This is a genomic window from Nocardiopsis listeri, from assembly GCF_020741345.1.
In the GTDB taxonomy this organism is placed as follows: domain Bacteria; phylum Actinomycetota; class Actinomycetes; order Streptosporangiales; family Streptosporangiaceae; genus Nocardiopsis; species Nocardiopsis listeri_A.
Window position 1 is genome coordinate 1 of record NZ_DYZD01000451.1, and the last position, 19,309, is coordinate 19,309.

Consider the following 19,309-nt stretch of genomic DNA (forward strand, 5'->3'; position numbering starts at 1 on the left):
GGCCGAGAGCCCGGCCCCACGTCGCTGAACTGGGTCGTCCCGCCTCCGGGGTCAGGCGAAGAAGGTGGGTTCGGTGGCCGGTCGGCGTGTCATTCGGTACAGCCAAACCTGCCCCAGAAGCATGACCGGAACGGCGGGCAGCAACATCGACCACACGAACACCCCGGTCATGCCCGGGAGCGGCACGACCGACAGGTCCGCGGACAGCGCCACGATCAGCCCCGGAACCGCGATGGCCACCGCGGAGGTGTGCCGCGAGAGCATCGGTCCCGTCAACCCGGAGGTCGCACCCAGGGCGGCCACCGCCACCACCGTCAACACCAGGGCGGCCTCCACGCGCACCATGGGGGCGGCTCCCAGGGGCATCGCCACGGCGGCCGTCGCCAGGATCGCCGCCAGCGCGACCCGGGCCAGGCCGCGGGTGGCACGAGCGGCCACGTCCGCGCTCTCGGCCTCGGCGGCGCCCACCAGTCGCTCGGCGCCGAAGGCGGCACCGCGCAGCGCGAACAACGACACCACCGCGACGGTGCACAACACGGTGAAGGGCGACAGGGCGAGCTCTCCCGCGAGCAGGCCCGCGAGCGCCACTCCCCATGAGGCGGCCAGCAGCCAACTGCCCGCCACGATCGCGACGTCGCAGGTGGATCGCCAACCAGGGGAGTCGACCCGAGCCCGTGACCACAACCCCGCGTCGCGCATCACCCACGCCGCGAGAAGGAGCACCAACACCGGGCACAGGGTGGCGACCACACGGTGCTCCACGTCCGGGAGCATCCCCGCCATCACCCCCACGGCGGCCACCAGCCAGACCTCGGAGGCCAGGAAATAGGGGGCGATCGCGGACACCACCCGGTGTCGCTGCTCGGGCGTACGGGCCACGTGCGGCATCAGCATGCCCAAGCCCACGTCGGCCCCGGCCAGGACGAGGTAGCCCACGACGAACAGGCCGAGGAGCGATGCGGACAGCAGGGGGGAGGCGAAGAGTTCCATGAGTGTCATTCCTCGGACTCAGAACGTGTGGACGGGGGCGACGGGCTCCACCGGCTCCGCCTCGCTCCGCTCGGCGAGGGGACCGCCCTCCGGGCCGCGCCGGCCATAGCGGATCAGGAGCCGGTACGTCACCACGGCCAGGACGGCGAAGGCGACGGTGAAGAGCGTGAACGAGACCACGGCGGCGCCGGGCGACATGGGCGTCACCGCCTCGGCGGTCGTCAGATGGTGCACCACCACCCAGGGCTGACGGTTGGTCTCCCGGAACACCCAGCCGCCCACGCTCGCCAGGTACGGCAGGACGGGTGCGACAAGGAGGGGAGCCAGGGACCAGCGGATCCACCGGGCGGGGCGGCCTGCGAACAGCGCCGGTCCGGGCGCCACCCGCAGCATCCGGCCCAGGGCGCCGCGCCGCTTCGAGAGCAAAGGGAACACCAGCATCATGAGCGGGCCGCAGAGGAACATGAGCGCCCAGCCGGTCATCATGGCGGCCTCGCCGGCCGTGTTGGCGGCCGAGACGAACAGGCTCTCCCCGGCGGACTCGATCGTCTCGATCTGCTCGGCGGTGTGGGTCAGCCCACTGGTGGGCGGGTCCTGACCGAAGAACCGGTACTGCATGCCGCCGAAGGTGACCACCAGGAACGGCATGACGCACATCATGACCGCCGAGTAACGGATACCCCGAAGGAACACGCCGGTCTCGTCCCACCCGCGCATCAGGTGGTACGCGCAGACCGCGCCCACCACCAGGGCACCGAGGGCCAACGCCCCGGTGACGACGTGTGCGAAGGCGTGGAGCGCGGCCGGGTTGGTGAGCATCGCGACCGGATCGCTCATGTGCGCGATCCCGTCCACCACCTCGAAACCCACCGGGTGACGCAGGAATCCGTTGGAGACCAACACCCACCACGCGGACGAGTAAGCGGTGACGGTGACCACCAGGAAGCAGAACAGGTGCGCCCAACGGCCCATCCGGTCCCACCCGAAGATCCACAATCCCAGAAAGGTCGACTCGACGAAGAACGCCGTCATGGTCTCGATCGCCAACGGGGCGGCGAAGCTGTAACCGAACGTCTGCTGCAGCCCGCTCCAGTTCAACGCCAGCTGTAGTTCCATCACGAGGCCGGAGAGCACGCCCATGCCGTAGTTGACCACGTACAGGCCGCCCCAGAACCGCACGGCGGTCATGCGGGAGCGGTCACCGCGTCGCGTGGCGACCAGCTGGTTGAAGAGGATGTAGGGGGCCAGGCCGAGGGTCAGGGCCACGAACATGTAGTGCGTCGCGGCGGTGAGCCCGAACTGTAGTCGCATCAGGATGAGGGGGTCTTCGAACACGGTCGCGACCTTCTGCTCTCGTCGGTGGGAACAGCAGAAGCATCCGTCGCGGGTACGGTCCCGCACATCGTCCCCCGGGCGTCATCCACCCCGCTTCCGAGGGCGTATCGGACGTTCCGCGGCTACGCCCGCCGGTGTACGGGACATCCCCGAGACCCCTCAGGGACGCCCGGAGGCTCAGGTCTCGTGGGACCGACCGGGGGTGACCAGAGCGGTCTCGTAGGCCAACACCACCAGCTGGGCGCGGTCGCGGACCCCGAGCTTGACCATGGTGCGGCTGACGTGGGTCTTGGCGGTGGCCGGGCTCAGCACCAGCTCCCGGGCGATCTCGTCATTGGAGAATCCCCGCCCGACCAGGGTCAACACCTCGCGTTCACGGGCGGTGAGTCCGTTGAGGCGGGTCGAGGAGACCGGGGCCTTCGACGGGCGGCTCGCGAAGTCCGCGATCAGTCTGCGCGTGATGCCGGGCGACAGCAATGCCTCACCCCGGTGAACCACCCGGACCGCCTGCAGCAGGTCGCGCGGTTCGGTGTCCTTGACCAGGAAACCGCTGGCCCCGGCGCGCAGCGCGTCGAAGATGTACTCGTCCAGGTCGAACGTGGTGAGGATGATGACGCGGGTCCCGCTCAGCGTCGGTTCGGTGAGGATCCGCTCGGTGGCGGCCAACCCGTCCACCGTCGGCATCCTGATGTCCATCAGGATCACGTCGGGGCGTTCGGCCCGTGCCAGTCGAACGGCCTCCTCGCCGTCGGCGGCCTCCGCGACCACCTCGATGTCGTCCGCGCTGTCGAGCAGAGCCCCGAAACCGGCCCGGACCAGGGCCTGATCATCGGCGAGTAACACCCGGATCACTCTGTCCACCCCGATTCTCGACGGGCCCTGCGTCCACCGGTAGTCGCACCCGCACTCGGAATCCTCCACCCTCCATGGGCCCGGCGTCCACCTCACCTCCCACGAGGGCGGCGCGTTCGCGCATACCGGTGATCCCGTTGCCGGAGGCCGGTGGTCCCATCGTCCCGTGCCCGTCGTCGGTGACCTCCAGCGACAGTTCCGTCGACCCGTAGCCGATCCGTACCACGACCCTCTCGGCGTGCGCGTGCCGGACGACGTTGGTGAGCGCCTCCTGCAAGGCACGGTAGGCCACACCCTCGATCCCCTGGGAGAGCCGTCGTTGGTCGCCCTCGGTCTCCACCAGGACCTCCAGACCCGTGCCCCGCGCTCCCTCCACGAGATCCGTCACCTGGTCCAGGCCCGGAGCGGGAGAGCGGGGGGCCGCCTCGTCGACGGCACGCAGCACCCCGAGCATGGCGCGCAGCTCGGCGAGGGTGTCCTTGCTGGTCTGTTTGATGGTGGTGAGCGCGTCGGCGGCTCTTTCGGGCTGTTTCTCCATCAGGTACAGGGCGGTTCCGGCCTGCACGTTGATGAGGGAGATGTTGTGGGCGACGGTGTCGTGCACGTCGCGCGCCAACCGGAGACGTTCCTCGGAGGCGCGACGCAGCAGTTCCTCCTCGCGGGTGCGGGTCGCCTCCTGCTCCCGCTCTTGGTCGGCCTTTTGGTACTCGGCGCGCCAACGCAGTACCTCGGCCACGCACAGCAGGACCAGGACCCAGGCCACGATCCCGATGGCCTCCAGCCGGAAGGTGCCGGTCAGGACGAATTCGTAGACGTTGACCGCCAGGAACTGGCCGATGCCCAGAACCCAGCCGAAGGTCCGGTGGCCCCACCTCACCACGCTGTAGAGCATGACCGCGGTGCACAGCATCACCAGGCCGTCGGGGTAGCCCATCGGGTAGTAGACCGTGGCGGCCACCACCGAGACGACGGCGACCACGCGGGGGAAGGCCGTGCGCCACAGCACCGGCAGACAGGCCAGCAGGATCAGGGCGTACCCCCAAGGCCAGGTGGGCCGGTCACCGGGCACGGGATCGAAGATCTCGATGACCATGGGACTGGTCACGGACAGGACCAGCAGGGTCGCCGTGATCCGTAGATCGGCGCGGGTGGGGCGGGGAAGCGTTCGTACCGACACGAACTCGACGGTACGGTGCGCCCCTCCGGGTTCGCGTCCTCCAGGAGGAGGAGCCTCGGGGCTCGGACCTACGCCAGGGGGAGTACCCGCCCGCGGGACGGAGAACGGCCGCCCGGTCCCGGGTGTGAACGGGGACCGGGCGACCGGAAGTCCTCCGGACGGGACGAGGGGGACGTGTCCACGGTCCGGAGGGCGCTGGGGAAAAGGCGCGCTCCGCACAAAGCTAGGGGTTCGGCGGACCGGAAGGGGCCGGATGTCCGCTTCCGGTCATTTTCTGGAACAGATTCCTCACCGGGCGTGAAGGGGAGCGTCCTCCCCGTCGTCCAGCAGGACCCGTGCGCCCGAGAATTCGGCCTTGCGGAAATCGGTGAAGGGGCCCTCGAAGCGCACATGCCGGAAGTCGACCGTGCCGCCGGCGCAGCGTGCCCCACCGAAGGCGACCCGGGCCCCGGAGGCTCGTGGGTGGCGGAAGTCCATCTCCCCTCCGGCGAACAAGGTAAGCATGTCGATGACGCCAGGAGGTCCTCGGCGCGGATGAGGGTATTTGTCCGTCTTCGGTCAGATCGGTCAGAACAGGTCCACGGGCGGGGCGGGGGAATCCACGGCGTCGGTGTCGTGTACCGACGCGTACCCGGAGGTGAACCGGTCCAGGTCCTCGCCGGCGACCAGCCGCGCCATCTCGGGATCACGGTGCGCCGCGCGACCCAGCTCCTCCTCGGGCAGGGGCCGGTGGCCCGCCACCAGCACCAGGTTGCCGAACCTTCGGCCGCGCAACACCCCGGGCTCCGCGGACATCGTCACGTGCGGCAGCACCGAACGCACCGTCGCCACCTGTGCCCGAGTGTGCTTCAACGCGTAACCGTCACCGACGTTGACCACCAGGAATCCGTCGGGTCGCAGCACGCGGGCCGCCTCGGCGTAGAACTCCGCGGACGTCAACCGCGCCGGGGTCCGCGCCCCCGCGAACACGTCCGCCACCACCAGGTCGGCACTGCGATCGTGCCGGGCGCCGATCCACTCGCGCGCGTCACCGATGCCCACCCGCAGTCGCGCTCGCCGGTCCCAGGGAAGACGCCGGCGCACCAACTCCACCAGGGCCGCGTCCACGTCCACCGCGCGCTGGTTCGAACCCTGGCGGGTGTGGGCCACGTACCGGGCGACCGTGAGCGCCCCGGCGCCCAGGTGCAGCGCGTCGACGGCCTCGCCCTCGGGCGCCACCAGGTCGACCGCGTGCGCGATCCGTCGCACGTACGAGAAGTCCAGGTAGGTGGGGTCGGACAGGTCCACGTGCGACTGCGGGGTGCCCTCCACCAGAAGGAACCACGAGTTCGACCGGTCCGCGTCGGCGAGCAGGTCCACCCCGGGCACGACGGAGACCTCCTCTTCGGCCTCGACCCTGTCACGCACACGTCGGCCCATGTCCTCGTCCTGTTCTGCCGTGGAGATCATTCCAAGGTAGGCGTACCGCGGACCCCTTCGGAACCGGCGCGCGAACCCCCTCTTCGGGGCGCTAGCCTGGGTCCTCCCAACGTTTTTCCGATCATCGTGCCCGGATCCTCCGGGTGCGTTCACCGAGGAGTGGCCGTGCTACTGCGGATGTCGAACCTGTTCCTGCGCACCCTGCGCGAGGACCCGGCGGACGCCGAGGTGCCGAGCCACAAGCTGCTCGTGCGCGCCGGCTACGTTCGTCGGGCCGCCCCCGGCGTCTACAGCTGGCTGCCCCTGGGCAAGCTCGTCCTGGAGAACGTCTCCCGCGTGGTCCGCGAGGAGATGAACGCCATGGGCGGTCAGGAGGTCCTGCTGCCGGCCCTGCTGCCCAGGGAGTACTACGAGGCCACCGGCCGCTGGGAGGAGTACGGCGACACCCTCTTCCGGCTCAAGGACCGCAAGGGCGCCGACTACCTGCTCGGCCCCACCCACGAGGAGCTCTTCACCCTCCTGGTCAAGGGCGAGTACTCCTCCTACAAGGACTTCCCGGTCGTCCTGTACCAGATCCAGGAGAAGTTCCGCGACGAGGCGCGTCCCCGCGCCGGCGTCCTGCGCGGCCGCGAGTTCCACATGAAGGACTCCTACTCCTTCGACATCGACGACGAGGGCCTCCAGGAGTCCTACGACAAGCACCGCGCCGCCTACATCCGGATCTTCGACCGGCTCGGCCTGGAGTACGTCATCGTCTCGGCGACCTCCGGCGCCATGGGCGGCTCCGCGTCCGAGGAGTTCCTGGCGGTCGCGCCCACCGGTGAGGACACCTTCGTGCGCAGCACCGGGTCCGACTACGCAGCCAACGTCGAGGCCGTGCGGGTTCCCGTCCCCGAGGCACTGCCCCTGGACGGGCTGCCCGAGGCCAAGGTCCACCACACTCCGGGGACCGCCACCATCCAGACCCTGGTGGACTTCCTGAACGACGCGGGCCTGGGCCGTGACTTCAGCGAGGCCGACACCCTCAAGAACGTCCTGGTCAAGACCCGAGTACCCGGCACCAAGGAGTGGGAGCTGCTGGCCGTCGGCGTCCCCGGTGACCGTGAGGTCGACTTCAAGCGTCTGGAAGCGGCACTGGAGCCCGCCGAGGTGGAGATCCTCGACGAGGCCGACTTCGCCGCCAACCCGTTCCTGGTCAAGGGCTACATCGGTCCCAAGGCCCTGATCGACAACAAGGTCCGCTACCTGGTGGACCCGCGCGTGGCCACCGGTACCGCCTGGGTGACCGGAGCCGACAAGGCCGACCACCACGTCGTCGACCTGGTGGCGGGGCGCGACTTCATCCCGGACGGCACCATCGACGTCGCCGACGTGCGTGACGGCGACCCCTCCCCGGACGGGAAGGGCACGCTGTACACCGCGCGCGGCATCGAGATCGGCCACATCTTCCAGTTGGGCCGCAAGTACGCCGACGCCTTCCAGGTGGACGCCCTCGGCCCGGACGGCAAGCCCAAGCGCATCACGATGGGCTCCTACGGCATCGGAGTCTCCCGCGCCGTGGCCTCCATCGTCGAACAGTCCCACGACGACAAGGGCATCGTGTGGCCGCGTGAGGTCGCCCCCGCCGACGTGCACGTCGTCGGCACCGGCAAGGGCGACGAGGTCGCCGAGGCGCTGCGCATCGGCCAGGAGCTGGAGGCCAGGGGCCTGCGCGTGCTCGTGGACGACCGCAAGGCCGCCCCGGGCGTGAAGTTCACCGACGCCGAGCTGGTGGGCATCCCCACCACGGTCATCGTGGGCCGCGGCCTCAAGGACGGCGTGGTCGAGCTGCGCGACCGCAAGAGCGGTGAGCGTTCCGACGTCCCGGTCGAGGAGATCGTCGACCGCACCGTCGCCGCCTGCGCCGAGTAGGGCATCGACACGAAGAACCGAATGCGAAGAGGGGCTCCCGCGCACACCCGCGAGAGCCCCTCTTCGCGCACCCCTGCCCGTGCTTCGGTTCGGTTTCGTGGACCACCGGGGTCACCCGTTCGGGCACCTCCGAAACCCTGACGGCACCCGAACACGCCAAAGCGAAGCGGAGGCGCTAGAAGACACCACGTTCGAAGCCGGGGAAGGCGTCGGGCTCGGCGCCCCAGCCCAGTGAGCGCAGCGTCGCCTCCTGCAGGGCCCGCGCGGCGGTGACGCGCAGGTCGGTGTCGGTGGAGGAGGTCAACCACAGGTACGCCTCCATGGTGGCGCCCTCCAGTTCGGCCGCGAACGTGTCCATGTCGCTCCCGTCGCGCCCGTCGGGGATCGGGTACGAGGAGAGGGCGGGCGGCGCCTCCAGGTCGCGCTCGGCGGCGGCGTCGCGCAGCGCGTCCCGCAGTGCCTTGTGCTCCACGGCGGCCGTGGACGCGCGCTCGCGCCGTCCCTCGTCACCGGCGGCGCCGCCGACGAACTCGAACCCGTACACCGCCGCGTTCTCGGCGCGCAGCGCCTCCGCCAGGGCTTCGGCCGTGGGGTCGGTGTCCTCGTTCGGGGTGGGACTCTCGCTCACCTGACTACCTCGCCTATGTCGATGGGCCCTCAGGCCTCGTCCAGCAGATGGGCGTGCACGGCCTCACAGGCGCCGATCGCGCTCACCAGCTGGGCCAGCCCCGGATCGGTCACGGCCGCGGCCTGGTCCAGGCGCGACGAGGAGGCCACGGCCTCCACCAGCCGTAGCCCCGCGGTGTCCAGGGGCCGACCGGGATCGGTCCCCGTTCCATCCGACCCCTCGGGCTCCTCCGGTTCCGCGGACGGGCCCACTCCCTCGGGCAGGGCCTCCAACAACGAGTCCAGGTGGGCCAAGTGGTGCTCCCGGAACCCCTCCAACAGGTCACCGGGGCTCACACCGTCGGCCAACGCCTGTTCGTACCGGGCCACCGTCCGTTCCTTCTCCCGGATCAGGGAGCGCAGGACGGACACGTCCGGGGTCACGTCGTAGGGATACCAGTCGGCGGTGCCGCACCCGCTCAGACCGCCCACGGCGCCCGCCGCCACGACACCTGTCGCCGTGACGCCCAGCACAGTGCGACGGCTGACGTTCCCCTGCACGCGGTCTCCTCCCCCTGCCCCGCGTCCGGGGCGGTGTCGACGGCCCCCGCCGTAGAGCGGCGGTCGGGACCCATCTTTCCACGCCGGTCGAGGCACCGAGGCCGGGCCGCCCACCCCTTGCGGGAAAGGGGAGAGCGGCCCCCCCTTTCCCGCCCGAGGGCGCGCCCCGCGGCGCTGGGCGACCTGGGAGAGGTCCGGGAGTGGATACCCTTGCACGACAACCGCCGTCGTGCGCGACGTGCGGCGCTTTCGCGTCCGACGCGAAAGTGGAAGAAACTACGTACAGAGCTGGACCGCCCCGTTCAACGGCTCACGGCCGAGCGGGCGGGATTTCGCCGTTTTGAGGGGCTGACACGCATGGGAGCGCAGGCGCGGGAAGAGCGCATCGCCGAGCTGCTGGAGCCGGTCCTGGCCAAGGCCGGACTGGATCTGGAGGCCGTCGAGCTGACACCGGCGGGCAAACGTCGAGTGCTGCGCGTGGTCGTGGACTCCGACGACGGGGTCGACCTGGACATGGTCGGCGAGGTCAGTCAGGACGTCAACGAGGCGCTGGACGCCTCCGACGTCATGGGTGAGACGCCCTACGTCCTGGAGGTCACCTCACCCGGGGTCGACCGTCCGCTGACCATGCCCCGCCACTGGCGCCGCTCCCGCGGTCGTCTGGTGAAGGTGAACCTCGTCGAAGGCGGGGACCTCACCGGACGCGTGACCGAATCCGACGACCAGGGCGTGACCCTGGACGTCAAGGGTCGGTCCCGCACCCTGGCCTACGACAAGATCGCCAAGGCCAAGGTCCAGGTGGAATTCCGTCGCGAAGCCGACGCCGACGCGGCGGACTAGAGGGGGAGCCCCGTGGACATTGACATGAGCGTCCTTCGCAGCCTGGAGCGCGAGAAGGACATCGCCGTCGAACTGGTCGCCAAGGCGATCGAGGACGCCCTCCTGATCGCGTACCACCGCGAGGAGGGCCCTGAGAAGAAGGCGCGAGTGGAACTGAACCGTTCCACCGGCCACGTCATCGTGTGGGTGACCGAGACCGACGAGGAGGGTGCGGCGGTCGGTGAGTTCGACGGGACCCCCAGCGGGTTCGGTCGCATCGCCACCTCCACCGCCAAGCAGGTGATCCTGCAGCGGCTGCGCGACGCCGAGGACGAACTGACCCTGGGCGAGTTCGCCGGCCGCGAGCACGACATCGTGTCGGGCATCATCCAGCAGGGCAAGGACCCTCGCAACGTCCTGGTCGACCTCGGCAAGATCGAGGCGATCCTGCCCCCGCAGGAGCAGGTCCCCACCGAGAACTACACCCACGGCGAGCGCCTGCGCGCCTACGTGGTCCAGGTCCGCAAGGGTCTGCGCGGTCCCTCGGTGACCCTCTCGCGCACCCACCCCAACCTGGTGCGCAAGCTCTTCGAGCTCGAGGTGCCCGAGATCGCCGACGGAACCGTCGAGATCGCGGCCATCGCCCGTGAGGCCGGTCACCGCACCAAGATGGCGGTCAGCTCCAACCGGGGCGGCGTCAACGCCAAGGGAGCCTGCATCGGTCCGTTGGGCAGCCGTGTCCGCAACGTCATGGCCGAACTCCACGGGGAGAAGATCGACATCGTCGACTACTCCGAGGACCCCGCCGTGTTCGTCGCCAACGCGCTGTCCCCGGCACGGGTCAACTCGGTGGAGATCCTCGACATGGCCGCGCGTGTGGCGCGCGTCGTGGTCCCCGACTACCAGCAGTCGCTCGCCATCGGCAAGGAGGGCCAGAACGCCCGACTGGCCGCGCGTTTGACCGGATGGCGCATCGACATCCGCTCCGACGCGGAACCCGCCCGGCCCCTCGACGAAGAGGCCGGTGACCCCGCCGACGACACCGACGACACCGCTTCGGCCGGCTGAACGGGTCGCGACCATGCCCCGACACGATATGGTGGCCGAAGACGGTCCTGACCGTCCCATGCGAACGTGCGTGGGTTGTCGGTCGCGGACAGTCCAGTCCGATCTCGTGCGGCTGGTGGCCGAGGGCACGGCCATCACGCCCGACACCCGAGGTCGACGTCCGGGGCGCGGAGCCTATCTGCACCACGACCGCCGGTGCTTCGAACTAGCGGAGCGCCGAAGGGCGTGGTCACGCGCCTTCCGGAACCGGAGCGGAGGAGGTCCCACCCGTTGGGACGTCTCACGTGTGGCGTCGCTGTTCGACGACGCCCCCCGTGGCTGAGTGCGCCGCGATCCGGATAGGGTTGGAATGTCTGGGCCGACCTCGAGGTTGTAGGGACCGAGGTCGGCGTGCTGTGCCGTGTCGGCACGCATGAGCCGGCCCATTGTTGTGTAGCGATGAGGAAGCAGGTCGAGATTGCGATGAGCGCCTGATGAGTACGCAGCGATGAGTAACTCGAGCTAACGACGGTCCGGCACAAGCCCATGTCCCGGACCGAAGCTGAAGGAGAGTAGTGGCGAAGGTCCGGGTATACGAACTCGCTAAGGAGTTCGGTGTAGAGAGCAAGGCCGTACTGGCCAAGCTCAACGAGATGGGCGAATTCGTTCGTTCGGCGTCCTCCACGATAGAGGCCCCCGTCGTTCGACGCCTGCAAGAAGCTTTCAACGATGGCTCCGACGGTGGCAAGAAGGGTGGAGCGGCTCCCAAGCCGGCCCCCAAGCCCTCCGCCGGTGCCCCCGCGCGCCCCGCGGCTCCCAAGCCGGGGCCCGCGCCCAAGCCGGGTCCGAAGCCGGCTCCGGCCGCCAAGCCCGCGGCTCCGGTGGACAAGCCGGAGGCCGAGAAGCCGGCGGTCGAGAAGCCGTCCGCTCCGGTCGACAAGCCCGCGGCGCCGACTTTCGAGGCCGCGCCCAAGCCCGGCCCCAAGCCGGCTCCCAAGGCCCCGCGTGGCGACGCGCCCCGTGGCGACGCGCCCAAGCCGGGCCCGAAGCCGGCCCCCGGTGGTCAGCAGCGTGGCGGCGACCGGCCGCAGCGCGGCGGTGAGCGTGGTGGCCGTGACGGTGGCCGCGCTCCGCGTCCGGGCGGTCCGCGTCCCGGCCCGCGTCCGGGCAACAACCCGTTCGCGTCCAACGCCTCGGGCATGGGTGCCAAGCCGGCCCCGCGTCCCGGTGGCGGCGGCGCTCCGCGTCCGGGACCGCGTCCCGGCCCGCAGGGCGGTGGCGGCGCTCCGCGTCCCGGAGGCCCGCGTCCCGGCCCGCAGGGCGACCGTGCCCCGCGTCCCGGTGGCGGCGCCGGCGCTCCGCGTCCCGGTGGCGCTCCCGGCGCTCCGCGTCCCGGTGGTGCCGCGGGTGCTCCGCGTCCCGGTGGCGGCGCCGGCGCTCCGCGTCCGGGCGGCCCGCGTCCCAGCCCGATGAACATGCCCTCGTCCCGTCCGGCCGCGCCCGCGGGCGGCGGTCGCGGTGGCGGTGGTCGTCCCGGTGGCGGCGGCCGTGGTCGGGGCGGCGCCCCGGCGGGTCCGCGTCCCGGTGGCGGCGGCGGTCCGCGTCCCGGTGGTTTCGGTGGTCGTCCCGGTGGCGGCGGCCGTGGCCGCGGTGGCGGAACGGCCGGTGCGTTCGGTCGTCCGGGCGGTCGTCCCGGGCGTGCGCGCAAGTCCAAGAAGCAGCGGCGTCAAGAGTTCCACGACCTTGCGGCACCGTCCTTCGGTGGCGTCAAGATCCCGAGCGGCAACGGTCAGTCGATCCGGCTGTCCCGTGGCGCCTCGCTGTCGGACTTCGGTGACAAGATCGACGTCAACCCGGCGTCGCTCGTCCAGGTCATGATGCACCTGGGTGAGATGGTCACCGCGACCCAGTCGCTGCCCGACGAGACCCTGCAGTTGCTCGGTGAAGAGCTCAACTACAAGGTCGAGGTCGTCAGCCCCGAGGACGAGGACCGCGAGCTCCTGGAGTCCTTCTCCATCGAGTTCGGCGAGAACGAGGGCGGCACCGCCGAACTTCGTCCGCGCCCGCCGGTGGTCACCGTCATGGGTCACGTCGACCACGGTAAGACCCGACTGCTGGACACCATCCGCAAGACCAACGTCTCCAGTGGCGAGGCCGGCGGAATCACCCAGCACATCGGTGCCTACCAGGTCTCCACTCACGTGGACGGTGAGGAGCGCAAGCTCACCTTCATCGACACCCCTGGTCACGAGGCGTTCACCGCCATGCGTGCCCGTGGTGCGAAGGTCACCGACATCGCGGTGCTGGTCGTGGCGGCCGACGACGGCGTCAAGCCGCAGACGGCCGAGGCCATCGACCACGCCAAGGCGGCCGAGGTCCCGATCGTCGTCGCGGTCAACAAGATCGACGTCGAGGGCGCAGACCCGCAGCGGGTGCGTGCCCAGATGACCGAGTACGGCCTGGTGGCCGAGGAGTACGGCGGCGACGTCCAGTTCGTGGACATCTCCGCGCTCAAGGGCGAGAACATCGAGGCCCTGCTCGAGTCGATCGTCCTGACCTCCGACGCCGCGCTCGACCTTCAGGCGAACCCGGACATGGACGCTCAGGGTCTGGCCATCGAGGCCTACCTGGACCGCGGTCGCGGTTCCATGGCCACGGTGCTGGTCCAGCGAGGCACGCTCAACGTCGGTGACTCCATCGTCTGTGGTGACGCCTACGGCCGCGTTCGCGCCATGCTCGACGAGCACGGCCAGAGCGTGGAGACGGCCGAGCCGTCGCGTCCGGTCCAGGTCCTGGGTCTGACCAACGTGCCCAGCGCCGGTGACAACTTCCTGGTCGTCAAGGACGACCGGGTGGCGCGGCAGATCGCCCAGCAGCGTGAGGCGCGCGAGCGCTTCGCCCAGCAGGCGAAGTCGGCCCGTCGGGTCACCCTCGACAACTGGCAGTCCGCCATCAAGGAGGGCGAGCGCTCCGAGCTGCTCCTCCTCATCAAGGGCGACATGTCCGGTTCCGTCGAGGCGCTCGAAGAGTCGCTGCTCAAGATCGACGCGGGTGGCGACGAGGTCGGCATCCGGATCATCGGTCGCGGTGTCGGTGCGATCACCCAGAACGACATCAACCTGGCGTCGTCCGCGGACGCGATCATCGTCGGCTTCAACGTTCGGCCCGAGGGCAAGAACAGCGAGCTGGCGGACCGCATGGGCGTCGACATCCGCTACTACTCGGTCATCTACCAGGCCATCGACGAGGTCGAAGCCGCCGTCAAGGGTCTCCTCAAGCCCATCTACGAGGAGGTCCAGCTCGGCAGCGCCGAGATCCGCGAGGTCTTCAAGGTGCCGAAGATCGGCAACGTCGCCGGTTCGATCGTCCGAAGCGGTCTCATCCGCCGCAACAGCAAGGCGCGTCTCATTCGCGAGGGGGTCGTCATCTCCGACAACCTCAACGTCGAGTCGCTCCGACGCTTCAAGGACGACGCGACCGAGGTCCGCGAGGGCTTCGAGTGCGGTATCGGTGTCGGTTACAGCGACATCCGGGTCGAGGACGTCATCGAGACCTACGAGATGCAGGAGAAGCCCCGCGACTAGTCGTGTGGACTGATCCGCCTGGGGCCCCGGACCATAGTGTCCGGGGCCCCGCCTTTGCCGGCTCACACAACACCACAGGTGATCACTTGTACGTTGGGGCGTTGACGCTGGACGTGCTTCTCGGAGACGTCCACTCGCTCAAACAGAAGCGTTCGATGGTCCGGCCGGTCATCTCCGAGCTACGCCGGAAGTTCTCGGTGTCGGTGTCGGAGGTGGGCGATCACGACCTCTACCGTCGGGCGAAGATCGGTGTCGCGGTGGTCGCTCCCACGGCCGCCCATGCCAGGGACCAGATGGACACCTGCGAGCGTTTCGTCGCGGGCCGTCCCGAACTGGAGTTGCTGTCCGCCAGGCAGCGGCTCTTCAACGAAGAGGAAGACTGACGATGGTCGACGCAGCACGCGCGCGCAAGATCGCCGACCGGATCCAGCGCATCGTCGCCGAGATGCTGGACCGGCGGATCAAGGACCCGCGCCTGGGATTCGTGACCGTGACCGACGCCCGCATCACCGCTGACCTGCGGGACGCCACGGTGTACTACACGGTGTTCGGTTCCCCCGAGGAGAAGGCGGCCAGCGCGGCCGCCTTGGAGAGCGCCAAGGGCGTGATCCGCAGCGAGGTCGGCAAACAGACGGGCATCCGGCACACGCCGAGCCTGACCTTCGTCCTCGACGACGTGCAGGAGAACGCCCAGCACATCGAGGAATTGCTGGTCAAGGCTCGTAAGTCCGACGAGGAGGTGGCTCAGCGGGCCACCGGTGCCGAGCCCGCGGGCGAGGCCGACCCGTACAAGGCCCCTCGTGAGGACGACGAGGACGAGTGACAACCCGGGACGGCGACGTAGGTCGCCGTCCCATCCCCTCTTCCCCTTGAAGGAGCACCATGGCCGAGAGCGGCGTCGTGGTCGTTGACAAGCCCGCCGACTGGACCTCGCACGACGTGGTCGCCAAGACCCGTGGTCTGGCGCGCACCCGACGTGTGGGGCACGCGGGCACCCTGGACCCGATGGCCACCGGGGTGTTGGTGCTGGGGATCGAGAAGGGGACCAAGCTGCTCGGTCACCTGACCCTGACGGAGAAGACCTACGAGGCGACCATCCGGCTGGGTCTGGTCACCAACACCGATGACGCCGAGGGCGAGCCCGGTGCGCGCACCGACGCCCTCGCCGTCACCGACGACGCTGTCCGGGCGGCCGTCGCGAAGCTGACCGGTGTGATCTCGCAGGTGCCACCGCAGGTCAGTGCGATCAAGGTGGACGGCAAGCGAGCCTACAAGTCGGCTCGCGAGGGCAAGGAAGTGGCCCTCAAGGCCCGCGAGGTCACCGTCTCCGAGTTCGAGGTGACCGACATCCGTCGCGTGGCGGACCCCGATGGCGGGTTCGTCGACGTGGACGCGGTCGTCACCTGCTCCAGCGGTACCTACATCCGCTCGCTGGCCCGCGACATGGGCGTCGACCTGGAAGTGGGCGGACACCTCTTCGCCCTGCGCCGCACTCGTGTGGGCCCCTACGACCTGTCCCAGGCCCGGACCCTGGACGAACTCGCCAAGGAGTTCACCCAGGTCCCGCTGTCCCACGCGGTGGCGGCGGCGTTCCCGGTGCGCACCCTGGACGAGGCCGAGACCCGCGCGATCCGGCACGGCAACCGCATCGGAGAGAGCTCCCTGGGAGAGGGCCCCGTCGGCCTGTTCGCCCCGGACGGCACCGTGGTGGCGCTGGGTGAGAACCGCCCCGGCCACATGAAGCCGATCGTCGTCTTCACCCCGGCCTGACGCGACCGGTCTCTTGGGTCTCAGATCGTGCCGCCCAAGGGCGGTGGGGGAGCTTCTCGAGGAACCCGGAGAGGGCGGCGGTCAGTTCGCCCGGGCGTTCGACGGAGGGCAGGTGGCCGGTGTCCGGGAGCTCCAGGAGGTGGGCGTCACTGATCCCCTCCGCGTACAGGTCCGCGACCTCCTGGACCTGAGGGGTCTCGGACAGGCCCTTGACCACCAGGGTGGGCACCGTGATCTCGTGCAGTCGCCCCTTGGCCGGGGGATCGGGCCACAGGTTCTCGTTGGGCGGGCTCGACCAGCGGCGGGCGAACAGCTCCCGCAGCATCAACAGGGTCAGGTCCCAGGCCTCCAGGGGTATTTCGTCGGGTGATCGGCCTGGTCCGAGCACCATGAACCGGCCCTGAGCCTCGGCCATCGCCGCCACGTCCGCCGGGTCGGGAGAGGCGTTGCCCGACCGGTAGACCGTCAGCCGCTCGTGGGGAACCGCGGCCGGCAACATCTTCTGTGACTCCTGGACGAACGCGTCCGGCCACACGTGCCCGGACATGCCGGGGCAGACCAGGGCCAGCGCGTTCACCCGCTCGGGCGCGGCCAGTGCCGCGTCCACCGCGTAGGCGCCACCGAACGAGGACCCCACCAGGGTGGCCTCCCCGATGTTCAGCGCGTCCAGGAGTCCCAGCAGGTCCTCGTGGTGCGGGATCGGCCCCTCGTGGTCGGCCGACCCTCCATGACCACGCCGGTCGTAACGCACCACCCGGTGCGTGCGGGACAGCTCCGTGAACTGGTGGTCCCACATACGCCGGTCGGCCACACCGGCGTGCACGAGCACGACCGCGGGCCCCTCCCCGGCCTCCTCATAGGACAAGTGGGTGCCGTTCGTACCGATCATCGCCATCCGGGCACGGTAAACCGAGTACCCGTTCCGAGCCAAGCCGACCTCACGGAGGGGGAGCGTGTGTGGTGGGCCGCACCGCCCGCGTGGCGGAAGGCACCTCGGCGACGTGGCACGCTTGAGACCGGATCACATCTGGACGAGCAAGGGGAGCCGAACGTGCGGAGATGGGACGGGCTGGGCGACATTCCCACCGACTGGGGACGCTCCGTGGTGGCGATCGGTGTCTTCGACGGTGTGCACCGCGGCCACCAGGCCATCCTGGCCTCCGCCGTCGCTCATGGGCGCGACCTGGGCCTACCGGTGGTCGTGGTCACCTTCGACCCCCACCCGGAACAGGTGCTGCGCGGCCGTACCCCGTCGGTGCTCACTCAGGTGGACCGCCGGGTCGCACTCTTGGGGGAGCGGGGCGCCGACGCCGTGTGCGTGCTGCCCTTCACCAAGGAACTCTCCGCGTTGAGTCCCGAGGAGTTCGTCCGCCTGATCCTCGTCGACCGTCTCGGCGCGGCCGCCGTGGTGGTGGGAGAGGACTTCCGGTTCGGGCACCGGGCCGCCGGGGACGTCGCCGTCCTGGCCCGCCTGGGCGAGGAGTTCGGGTTCGGGGCGGACGGGGTGAAGCTGGTGGCCGAGGGCGAGACCATCACCTCCACCCGGGTCCGCGGGTTCCTCGACGAGGGCGACGTGGCCGGCGCCGCGGAGCTCCTGGGCCGCCCGCACCGGGTCATCGGAGAGATCGTGCACGGAGCGGCCCGTGGGCGGGAGCTCCTGGGCTTCCCCACGGCCAACATGGACCTGCCGCCGGACACCGCGGTGCCCGGTGACGGTGTCTACGCGGGGTGGCTCGGCCGACTGGAGCCCGCGACCGGTCACCAGACGCGTTGGCCCGCCGCGATCTCGGTGGGCACCAACCCCACCTTCGACGGGGCCGAACGTACGGTGGAGGCCTACGCGCTGGACCGCGACGACCTGGAGCTGTACGGGCTGATGATGGTCGTGGACTTCACCGCGCGTATCCGTGGGCAGGAACGGTTCGACGACATCGACGAGCTGATCGTGGCGATGCGGCGCGACGTCGACCGCTGCCGCGAGGTCCTCACGGCCGAGACCGACGACACCCCCTGAGCCCGCGCCCGACCCCGGACCAGCGACCTTCGACGAGTCCGGGATCACCGCCGACACGGGTCGATCGCCCCCTGAACTGCGGTAAGCTGAAAACGTTCACGTGTGCCCGTGGCCGGTCCGTCCCCAAGGGGCGATGAAACCGACGGGAACGCGGCACGACCACGCCCTCGGCGCCGGGCCGCGCACAGCACACGCGACGGTGACTGTTCGTACGCGCGGTCACCGTGTCCGACCCCTGTCACGTGCCGGGGTTCGCCCCGCGTACCGAACCATGAGCGAAGGAGCGTCGTGTCGATCGACACCGACAGCAAGAAGAAGATCATCGCGGAGTACGGCACCAAGGAAGGTGACACCGGCTCCCCCGAGGTGCAGATCGCGCTGCTCACGCACCGCATCACCGAGCTCACGGAGCACCTCAAGACCCACAAGCACGACCACCACAGCCGTCGTGGTCTGCTGCTGATGGTCGGCCGTCGTCGCGGTCTCCTGAAGTACCTCGCCAAGGAGGACATCACCCGCTACCGCTCGCTCATCGAGCGCCTGGGTCTCCGCCGCTAGGTGAATCGGGAGGGAGTGGCCTCGGCCGCTCCCTCTTTGTTAGTAAGGTGTAACCGGAGTGGCGGTCGACGCGACCGCCGCACCACGAACCACACCCGTGCCGTTCCCCCGGTCCAACAGGGTCGGTCCTCGGTAGTGGCCTTCGGACCCCGTCTGCGAGACGGGCCGCGGGCTTCGATCGATGACCGGCCGGCATCACCTCCGGGGCACGACGCGGGAGAGAACGTAGGCGTCGAACCCTCCGGGCAACGCCCGGAGACGACGCATCCCGACTGTGTAGTAGGAGGTCGCCCATGGAGGGCGTTTACTCTGCCGAAGCCGTGATCGACAACGGCAAGTTCGGCTCGCGCACCATCCGCTTCGAGACCGGCCGTCTGGCCCGTCAGGCCGCAGGTTCGTCCACGGTCTACCTGGACGACGAGACGGTCATCCTGTCGGCCACCACCGCCTCGAAGCGCCCCAAGGACAACCTCGACTTCTTCCCGCTGACGGTGGACGTCGAGGAGCGGATGTACGCCGCCGGCCGTATCCCCGGCTCGTTCTTCCGCCGTGAGGGCCGTCCCTCCGAGGACGCCATCCTCACCTGCCGTCTCATCGACCGGCCGCTGCGTCCGTCCTTCAAGAAGGGCCTGCGCAACGAGATCCAGATCGTCGAGACGGTCCTGG

19 protein-coding genes and 1 pseudogene are annotated in these 19,309 nt (G+C 69.9%); 11 read left to right on the top strand and 9 right to left on the bottom strand.

Annotated features, from left to right (window positions below):
* Positions 1 to 51 precede the first annotated feature (51 nt).
* From K8V84_RS24420 to K8V84_RS24445, 6 genes are all read right to left on the bottom strand, one after another.
* Complete coding sequence (locus K8V84_RS24420; protein ID WP_304079006.1) at positions 52 to 990, bottom strand: cytochrome d ubiquinol oxidase subunit II; 939 nt, start codon at positions 988 to 990, stop codon at positions 52 to 54.
* 18 nt (positions 991 to 1,008) lie between these two features.
* Entirely contained in the window at positions 1,009 to 2,325 is a 1,317-nt protein-coding gene (locus K8V84_RS24425; RefSeq protein ID WP_304079008.1) for a cytochrome ubiquinol oxidase subunit I, read from the bottom strand.
* A gap of 177 nt (positions 2,326 to 2,502) precedes the next feature.
* Positions 2,503 to 3,177 carry a response regulator transcription factor gene (locus K8V84_RS24430; protein WP_304079032.1) on the bottom strand — a complete coding sequence of 225 codons (675 nt, stop codon included), beginning with the start codon at positions 3,175 to 3,177 and terminating at the stop codon, positions 2,503 to 2,505.
* Positions 3,152 to 4,354 (bottom strand): sensor histidine kinase, encoded by a 1,203-nt coding sequence (locus K8V84_RS24435; protein WP_304079010.1) that lies wholly within the window; start codon positions 4,352 to 4,354, stop codon positions 3,152 to 3,154. Before K8V84_RS24435 ends, K8V84_RS24430 begins: the two co-directional genes overlap by 26 nt.
* A gap of 288 nt (positions 4,355 to 4,642) precedes the next feature.
* On the bottom strand, positions 4,643 to 4,858 hold the full coding sequence (locus K8V84_RS24440; protein WP_304079012.1) for a hypothetical protein: 216 nt from the start codon (positions 4,856 to 4,858) through the stop codon (positions 4,643 to 4,645).
* Positions 4,859 to 4,921: 63 nt separating this feature from the next.
* Positions 4,922 to 5,773 carry a spermidine synthase gene (locus tag K8V84_RS24445; protein WP_304079034.1) on the bottom strand — a complete coding sequence of 284 codons (852 nt, stop codon included), beginning with the start codon at positions 5,771 to 5,773 and terminating at the stop codon, positions 4,922 to 4,924.
* 177 nt (positions 5,774 to 5,950) lie between these two features.
* On the opposite strand from K8V84_RS24445, the gene K8V84_RS24450 reads away from it, so the two are divergent.
* Positions 5,951 to 7,684: a proline--tRNA ligase gene (locus K8V84_RS24450; protein WP_304079035.1), complete on the top strand. Its 1,734-nt coding sequence runs from the start codon at positions 5,951 to 5,953 to the stop codon at positions 7,682 to 7,684.
* A 175-nt stretch (positions 7,685 to 7,859) separates the two neighbouring features.
* Here the strand turns inward: K8V84_RS24450 and K8V84_RS24455 are convergent, their stop codons facing one another.
* Together K8V84_RS24455 and K8V84_RS24460 are read right to left on the bottom strand one after the other, a co-directional pair.
* A complete protein-coding gene (locus K8V84_RS24455; protein ID WP_304079014.1) occupies positions 7,860 to 8,312 on the bottom strand; it encodes a ferritin-like domain-containing protein in 453 nt (150 codons plus the stop codon).
* Between the two features lie 29 nt (positions 8,313 to 8,341).
* Entirely contained in the window at positions 8,342 to 8,851 is a 510-nt protein-coding gene (locus K8V84_RS24460; RefSeq protein ID WP_304079016.1) for a hypothetical protein, read from the bottom strand.
* A 357-nt stretch (positions 8,852 to 9,208) separates the two neighbouring features.
* Here K8V84_RS24460 and rimP point away from each other — a divergent pair, with 357 nt between their 5' ends.
* The 7 genes from rimP (at position 9,209) to truB (ending at position 16,071) form a co-directional block, all read left to right on the top strand.
* Positions 9,209 to 9,691, top strand: coding sequence for a ribosome maturation factor RimP (rimP, locus tag K8V84_RS24465; RefSeq protein WP_304079018.1), 483 nt, complete (start codon positions 9,209 to 9,211; stop codon positions 9,689 to 9,691).
* A 24-nt stretch (positions 9,692 to 9,715) separates the two neighbouring features.
* Complete coding sequence (nusA, locus tag K8V84_RS24470) at positions 9,716 to 10,738, top strand: transcription termination factor NusA (protein WP_304079019.1); 1,023 nt, start codon at positions 9,716 to 9,718, stop codon at positions 10,736 to 10,738.
* A gap of 58 nt (positions 10,739 to 10,796) precedes the next feature.
* Entirely contained in the window at positions 10,797 to 11,060 is a 264-nt protein-coding gene (locus tag K8V84_RS24475) for a YlxR family protein (protein WP_304079037.1), read from the top strand.
* A gap of 232 nt (positions 11,061 to 11,292) precedes the next feature.
* Positions 11,293 to 14,301, top strand: a complete 3,009-nt coding sequence (infB, locus tag K8V84_RS24480) for a translation initiation factor IF-2 (RefSeq protein ID WP_304079021.1) — start codon at positions 11,293 to 11,295, stop codon at positions 14,299 to 14,301.
* Between the two features lie 86 nt (positions 14,302 to 14,387).
* Entirely contained in the window at positions 14,388 to 14,684 is a 297-nt protein-coding gene (locus tag K8V84_RS24485; protein WP_304079024.1) for a DUF503 domain-containing protein, read from the top strand.
* 2 nt (positions 14,685 to 14,686) lie between these two features.
* Complete coding sequence (gene rbfA, locus K8V84_RS24490; protein ID WP_304079025.1) at positions 14,687 to 15,124, top strand: 30S ribosome-binding factor RbfA; 438 nt, start codon at positions 14,687 to 14,689, stop codon at positions 15,122 to 15,124.
* 59 nt (positions 15,125 to 15,183) lie between these two features.
* On the top strand, positions 15,184 to 16,071 hold the full coding sequence (gene truB / locus K8V84_RS24495; protein WP_304079026.1) for a tRNA pseudouridine(55) synthase TruB: 888 nt from the start codon (positions 15,184 to 15,186) through the stop codon (positions 16,069 to 16,071).
* On the opposite strand, the gene K8V84_RS24500 is transcribed toward truB, so the two are convergent.
* The gene (locus K8V84_RS24500; RefSeq protein ID WP_304079027.1) at positions 16,058 to 16,966 is read right to left on the bottom strand and encodes an alpha/beta fold hydrolase; all 909 of its coding nucleotides are present in this window, start codon (positions 16,964 to 16,966) and stop codon (positions 16,058 to 16,060) included. The two genes, truB and K8V84_RS24500, sit on opposite strands and share 14 nt — an antisense overlap.
* Positions 16,967 to 17,122: 156 nt before the next feature.
* Between K8V84_RS24500 and K8V84_RS24505 the strand changes: the two genes are divergently transcribed.
* From K8V84_RS24505 to K8V84_RS24515, 3 genes and pseudogenes are all read left to right on the top strand, one after another.
* Positions 17,123 to 18,085: a bifunctional riboflavin kinase/FAD synthetase gene (locus tag K8V84_RS24505; protein WP_304079029.1), complete on the top strand. Its 963-nt coding sequence runs from the start codon at positions 17,123 to 17,125 to the stop codon at positions 18,083 to 18,085.
* 288 nt (positions 18,086 to 18,373) lie between these two features.
* The gene (gene rpsO, locus K8V84_RS24510; protein ID WP_304079031.1) at positions 18,374 to 18,643 is read left to right on the top strand and encodes a 30S ribosomal protein S15; all 270 of its coding nucleotides are present in this window, start codon (positions 18,374 to 18,376) and stop codon (positions 18,641 to 18,643) included.
* Between the two features lie 293 nt (positions 18,644 to 18,936).
* A pseudogene (locus K8V84_RS24515) lies at positions 18,937 to 19,309 on the top strand (polyribonucleotide nucleotidyltransferase); the annotation flags it as partial.